This is a genomic window from Candidatus Anoxymicrobium japonicum (assembly GCA_002843005.1).
GTDB lineage: Bacteria > Actinomycetota > Geothermincolia > Fen-727 > Anoxymicrobiaceae > Anoxymicrobium > Anoxymicrobium japonicum.
The window spans coordinates 1-6,220 of sequence record PHEX01000083.1; the positions used below are offsets into that span (position 1 = coordinate 1).

General features: G+C 59.6%; 4 protein-coding genes. 1 reads left to right on the top strand and 3 read right to left on the bottom strand.

Features of this window, described 5'->3' with window-relative positions; all coding sequences use genetic code 11:
* Positions 1-110: 110 nt before the first annotated feature.
* The gene (locus CVT63_07510; protein ID PKQ27527.1) at positions 111-1,982 is read left to right on the top strand and encodes a hypothetical protein; all 1,872 of its coding nucleotides are present in this window, start codon (positions 111-113) and stop codon (positions 1,980-1,982) included.
* A 98-nt stretch (positions 1,983-2,080) separates the two neighbouring features.
* On the opposite strand, the gene CVT63_07515 is transcribed toward CVT63_07510, so the two are convergent.
* From CVT63_07515 to CVT63_07525, 3 genes are all read right to left on the bottom strand, one after another.
* On the bottom strand, positions 2,081-3,418 hold the full coding sequence (locus tag CVT63_07515; GenBank protein ID PKQ27528.1) for a hypothetical protein: 1,338 nt from the start codon (positions 3,416-3,418) through the stop codon (positions 2,081-2,083).
* Between the two features lie 48 nt (positions 3,419-3,466).
* A complete protein-coding gene (locus tag CVT63_07520) occupies positions 3,467-5,737 on the bottom strand; it encodes a hypothetical protein (GenBank protein ID PKQ27529.1) in 2,271 nt (756 codons plus the stop codon).
* 141 nt (positions 5,738-5,878) lie between these two features.
* Positions 5,879-6,208 (bottom strand): hypothetical protein, encoded by a 330-nt coding sequence (locus CVT63_07525; GenBank protein ID PKQ27530.1) that lies wholly within the window; start codon positions 6,206-6,208, stop codon positions 5,879-5,881.
* Between the last annotated feature and the right edge of the window lie 12 nt (positions 6,209-6,220).

Here is a 6,220-nt window from a genome sequence, read left to right on the forward strand (position 1 = left end):
GCAACGCCAAGAGCTCATCCATCGACTGGCGCTTCACTACCGACGACGCAAGGATTAAACTGAAGAAACTCTACCCATCATTTGGAGAATGACAGAGTAGGAGGAGATTCTTGAAAAAACAGGGCGCGATACGTTGGATAATACTTCTCGCCACCGGCATCGCGCTGGTTGCGCTGGGGTTTGTCGTTGTCAGTGGCGCCACGGGTGGTGTCACTTACAAACGCGTGACATTTACCACGGAAGGATTCAAGCAGGATCCCGTGACGATCTCCGGACTGCTGATCACGCCGGAGGGTGGCGCGCGCGGAAAGGCGCCGGGAGTCGTTTTCGCGCACGGCATAACAGGCTCAAAAGAGTTGTACGTTCAGATAGCGCGGCAGATGGCGCGGGAAGGCCTGGTTGTTCTGTCTATCGACCTTCGCGGACACGGGCGATCCGGGGGCTACTGCACGTACGGCTATGACGAAGTCAGCGACGTCAAGGCGGCAGGCGATTACTTGAGGGAAAACGTCCCTGAAGTCGATCCGGCGCACATCACCGCCATGGGGCATTCGCTGGGAGGCGTCACCGCAACGCGCGCGGGGCTGACGCAGCCGGATACGGACAAACGGTTCTCCTCGGTCGTGGCAATATGGTGCTGGACCAGTTGGAAAGACGCCCTCGAGGACATGGCGGGACCACTCGACAACTTCACGGGCAGATCGTGGCCGTTCACGGTTTTCTCAAAACACATCGACATAAACTCTCCCGAGACGCTGGCGCTCTACAACGTTATCGACTCGATGAACGATACGAGTCCGCCGAACTACATGCTTGCTATCGGAAACTCGGACGAGCTCGCGTCGGTTTCCCGCGAAGAGCAACTCATCGAAAAGGCCACAGTGGTCGCGCGGCGCTCGGGGCCGGAGACAAAGGTCAGGCCCGATTACACGTACGGCGACTTCGCCGCGGGGACGGCCAGGCGTTTGGTAGTGACCAACGACAACCACACAAGCGAAATGGCGAGTGGCCCTATCATCCGCCAGTCGATCGACTGGATAAAACAGAGCGCGGGCCTGCCGGTTGAAGCCGGCCTGGGGGCGCCGTTCCTCTGGGGCCGCTTCATTGGTGGTTACGCGCTGGCGATCGGCATTTTTCTTCTGGCGCTGGGAGCGCTCTCCCTGTCGAAAGCCAGGCTGTTTCCGGAAACAGGGGAGATCGTCGTCACGCCGCTCTGGGAGTACCCCGCTGGCACGCGCGCGCTGGACGTCCTCATCTACGCGTTGCCGGTTATCGCCGCGAGCTATCTTGCCGTGCCGGCGGCAAAGGCGATAGGCATGAAGCCGTTCATACCGTATGCCGGGGTGAACGAAATTAGCATGTTCTCTCTGGCGAGGACATTTTTGCTCCTGCCGCTTTTTGGCGCTGTGCTGGTTTTTGCGTCGCGCCGGGCAGTCGATAGTGGCCGCCTCCGTGAGCGAATCCAGGATGGCGCGGCGCGGTGGGCCAAAAGCGCGGTTTATGCGCTCATGCCGGTAGGTGTGACAATTCTACTGTTGCTGCTGGTAGGCGGGCCATTGATTCTTCCACCTGTTTTCGCGAAGTTGCCGCTCTACTATTTTGTCGGTGTCTTCTGTATCGGATCGGCTTTCTGGCTCGAGGATTACCTCTTTTACAAGTTAACGTACCGCTTCTTCGATATCAGGGATGACCCGGAAAGAGGCAAGCGCCACGTGCTGCTGGCGCGGGCGGTCATCCTGGACCTGGCGCTCATAGCCGGATTTCTTCCACTGATGAGCGGGCCAGGTATATCGATGCGGATAATGGCTTTCAAGGCGCCGGTGCTGATATTCCTGGTTCTGGCGACCCCGATCATGGCGGTGTTCGCGAGCATATCACTGAGGCTCAGGCGCCTGACCGGTGGAAGCATTGCTTTCGCGCTGATGATCAGCACGATCACGGTATGGTTCCTAACAGCGCCAATGGCCGTGCGCGGCTTCTAAACATCAAACATCAGGGGTCAGGCACCGTCTACCTTTCCGTCTACCGCTGCGCGGTAAACGTTGTCAGAGCCCTGATCCCCGCGCGCGCGAGACGCGGCTCAAAAATCGAGCACCTTGCGCGCCGCCTGGACGCCTGAGTTGAGCGCGGCCTCGACCGAGGGCATCCCAAAGTATTCACCGGCAAGGTGGAGGCCTTTGAAGCTCCTCATCCCGACTTTCATGTTTTGCACCGCCGCTATCTGTCCCATGCTCGAGAGACAGACCGCCGCCGGCCAGCGGAAGACCTCGCAGAATATCTGCTTATCGACGTCAGAAAATCGCGGGATCACCATCTGTATTTCGCTCGTCACACGCTCGCGAATTTTCTCATCGTCCCAGTCGAGCATTTCTCGGGCGAACTTGCCGAAGGTGAACACGTGGATGAGACTCGTGTTGGGAGGAGCGTAGCCTGGCGATTTATTTGCGTTATCAGTGAAACCTGCCATGCACATGCCTTCCCTGCGCGGCGTCGCCACCGCATACATATCGTCGATGACCTTGCCTCTGACGGCAATCATGACGTGCGCGCAGGCGCTGTACTTGATCCCCGAAAGAGTGTCGGTAATTCTGGGGGGCAGGTCCGTGAGCAACCCGGCCGCCTCGGGCGCAAGCGTGCCGCATATGACGTTGTCGGCTTCGATGAACTCGGTCTTCTTGCCGCTCTTGATCTTGACGCCCTTGACGATGTTGTTTTCGAGGACGATCTTTTTTACCTCACTGTTCAACCGCACGTCCTTGATGGCGCCGGCGAGAGATTCCGCGAGGCAGCCGATGCCGTTTGTGGTTGTGCTCAAACCCCCGAGGAAGTGCCAGGCGAGCGCCAGCCCGTAAGCCGCGGAGATATCCTCTGGATCCGCGAGTGTAAGCGTGCTTGCGATAGGTTGCATCACATACTCGAGGATCTCGTCCCCCCAGTGACTGCGCGCGTACTCCGCGAATGACACGTTATCGAGTTCGATAGCCTTGAGTGGGTCATTGAAGTCGAGTTTTTTTCGGAGGGCGAAGAACTTGAGTGCAATCCCTGGTCCCTTGCGCTTTCCCTTGTTGGAGATCGCCCCAAACTTGAGTCCTGAGGCCGGATGCTTGAGGTTCTCCATGATGCCGGTGTAAGCGACATGCACTGTGCCGTCGCGAAGGATTCCCATGGGGTTTGTGAACCTGACGAGCCGGTCATGGATGCCCAACTGGCGCATGAGGTCAAGCGTGACGGGGTATCGCGAGAAGAGAAACTGCGCGCCCAGATCGAGCGTGAACCCTTCTTTGACCGCGCCGTGGATACGGCCTCCGCTGAACTCTCTTTTCTCTAAGACGAGACAGTCCGCGCCTGCTTTTTCGAGAGTGTAAGCCGCGGCTAACCCTGACGTGCCTCCACCTACAACGACGGTCTTTCCCATCATGACCTCCCTGTCCTTCAGACGACGGAGCTTTACCTCAACGCTAACGGATTATATCAGCAGTGAGAATCCCTTGACGTCGTGGCCGCCGGTCCAGACGCCGTTGTAGTTGAAGTACATCGGGCGCTCTACCATGATGGGCTGATCGGACTCGACCTTCGCTGAGATTGACAGGCCCTGTCCGGCGTCGTCGTTCACATTGATCGTGTCGCGTGAGTTGGCCGCTACCGTGTGAAGCTTCTCGATCGGCGCGCTCCCCTCCGGGTAGTACGTCACAGTAACGTTCGCGGCGCTCTCGGTCGCGTTCTGTACGCACAGCCACTCCTCGAAGTTCGCGCCAGTGTACCCTTCGGCAAAAAGGGCTTTCACGGCTGGATCGCCGCCGATAACGTCGTGTCCGCCGTCCCACGCGCCGTGGTACGAGAAGTACATGGGCCGCTCGGCGATGAACGCGTCTTCTGATGTTAGCTCCACGGAGACGTCCTTCTCCGCCCCGATTTCCCGGTTCACCGACACGGTAAGGCGCTGCTTCGCCGGAACGTTGTAAGTTTTCTCTACAGGGTCGCCCTGCCCGGCGCCGAGCAGGTACCGGGCGCTCACGGTGATGGCGGAGTCAGAGGGGTTTTGGACGCAAAGCCACTCCTCGAACCCGGAGCGCGTCGTGCCTTCCGCGAAGCTCGCGGAGTTCCTGGGGGCTGGCGCGCCGAGGACATCGTGCCCTCCGGTCCAACTGTGGCCGCCGAGCCCAGCGTAGGTGAAGTACATGGGCCGCTCCGCGACGACCTCCCTGTCGGAGTTGAGCCGCAGGCTGACGTTCTTGTTCGCGCCAACCTGCTCCACCGACTTGAAAGTAGCGCGCGCGCCGGCGTCAACCTTGCCGGCAACGACCTTCTCTCCCTCTCCTTCCACCATGTAGTGAAAGGTCAGGTTGGCCGCCGTTGTCTGCGGATTGAGCACAGTCACATACTCGTCGAAGCCGTCGAGGGTCGTGCCCTCGGCGAAGTACCAGTCGGTCGCGGGCCATATCGCTCCCACCGCGGTATGGCCTCCCGACCACTTCCCCATATAGTTGAAGTACATAGGGCGCTCGGCGACGATGTCCTTGCTGGTCGATACCACGCGCATGCTCAATTCCTTGCCCGCTCCGACCAGTTGATTGACGTCAACGGTGAGCCTGCTCGCGGGCGCCAGTGAGTAGTACTGGGTCTGGCTTGTGCCATCGGTGAACATGGCGGTCAGCCACGTCGCGGCGGCCGCGGGGTTGGGGTTCGCGAGGCACATGTACTCCTGGAAGTTGTCGCCCGTGTATCCTTCCGCGAAGTAGAACGTGGATTTCCACTGGCCAGGCGGAGGCGGAGGCGGGTTGTCCGGAGGGGGCGCCGTCTTCCAACGGTTGTACGCGACGTTCAGCAACGGCACGAACTCGGAGGTCGCCTTCTGGTTTCCGGCCGTGTTGGGGTGATCGTTAGTGCCACCCTCAGATGGATACGCGAGCGTGTCGCCGCCGCCGTCCGTCTTGTGCTGAACCGCGCCGCTCCACCAGCGATGGTGATTGCCGGCCGCGCTGCCCGCGTCGTTCACATCAGCGTTGCCGCCGTTGCTCGTGAGCACGTTGTAGTAGTCGAAAACGAAAACGTTTTTGTGCGGATAGCCGGAAAGCCAGTTATTGGCCAGCCAGTTGTTGAAGGCGCGATTGCTCGCGGGCGAACCCAGGCTCTGCATGGGTGGCGCGGCGATAACGATGAACAGCTTGTCCTGTCTGGTCTTGAAGTACTCGAGCAGGTCAATGTAGATGCCCCTGCAGTTGGCGACAGTAAGAGGCCCCGAATTGCCGCGCAACGGGTTATCCCCGATCGCCGGCACGGGATCCGCCATGCTGCCGGTCAAGTCCGAATTGGGGAAGCACGACTTGAACATTACGACCTTGTTCTCCCCGCCCGGGTCAGTTCCTATGCGGGAGTACGCGCAGTTTTGCCCGCTCTCGGCGTACAGCGCGGACATGTACGTCGAGCTGCTCGGTCCCCTGAACCACTCCCACCAGTTTCCGATGTCCGTCCTGTCGCCGATAGCGTCGGGCCCCCAGCCGTAGTTGGTGTCGCTCACGAAGTAGTTGTTGTCGCGGAGCGCGGTCCCAAGGCCGCCCGCGGTATCGTTCGGCAGGTCACAAAGCCAGTTTCCTCCGCTCGAGTGATGGATAAAAACCAGTTTTGTCGGACTCGACGGCTTGTTCGGGTTGTCGGCCGCCAGCGCCACGACAGATGACACCAGCATCGCAACGATAAGAATAGCAAGCGTTCCCGTTCCCTGTCTTTTTGCGTTCATCATGCTCCTCCTATCTTAACTTTTGGGGCGAGGGGCAGAACCCCCCTAGCCCCCCTTGTCAGGGGGGTACCTCGCCCCTCACCTTAATCCTCCCGCCGTCTAAGGCGCAACACTTGGGGTCAGGCCCCCCGTGTTGCGTTTTTACTCCGAGAACCCGCCTATTGTGTCCATGCCAGCTCCTCTGTTGTTCCAGTATATGGCGCGCTCTACCATGATCTTCTTGCCGTAGGTCTCTGAAGTGACTTTGATGGCCGCGCGCCCTGAGGGGATTCTCTCTGACATGTTGTACGTCTTGCGGGAGTTTGCGGGAACTTCGTCATGGAAAGTGACGTTCCCCTCTCCAGTCGGGGTCATGCAAGTGATCTCTACCGTCACTTTCACGTTGTTCGGGTTCTGTACGAGCGTCCAGGTCTCCCGTCCATTGGAAGTCTCTCCGTCAGGCAGGTAAAAGGTTGTATGCGGGGATGCCATCCCGATGGAGTC

What these genes read in the sequence shown, in the direction of transcription:
- CVT63_07525 (PKQ27530.1), bottom strand. Translation starts at nt 6,208, where the DNA reads ATGGCATCCCCGCATACAACCTTTTACCTGCCTGACGGAGAGACTTCC.
- CVT63_07515 (PKQ27528.1), bottom strand. Translation starts at nt 3,418, where the DNA reads ATGATGGGAAAGACCGTCGTTGTAGGTGGAGGCACGTCAGGGTTAGCC.
- CVT63_07520 (PKQ27529.1), bottom strand. Translation starts at nt 5,737, where the DNA reads ATGAACGCAAAAAGACAGGGAACGGGAACGCTTGCTATTCTTATCGTT.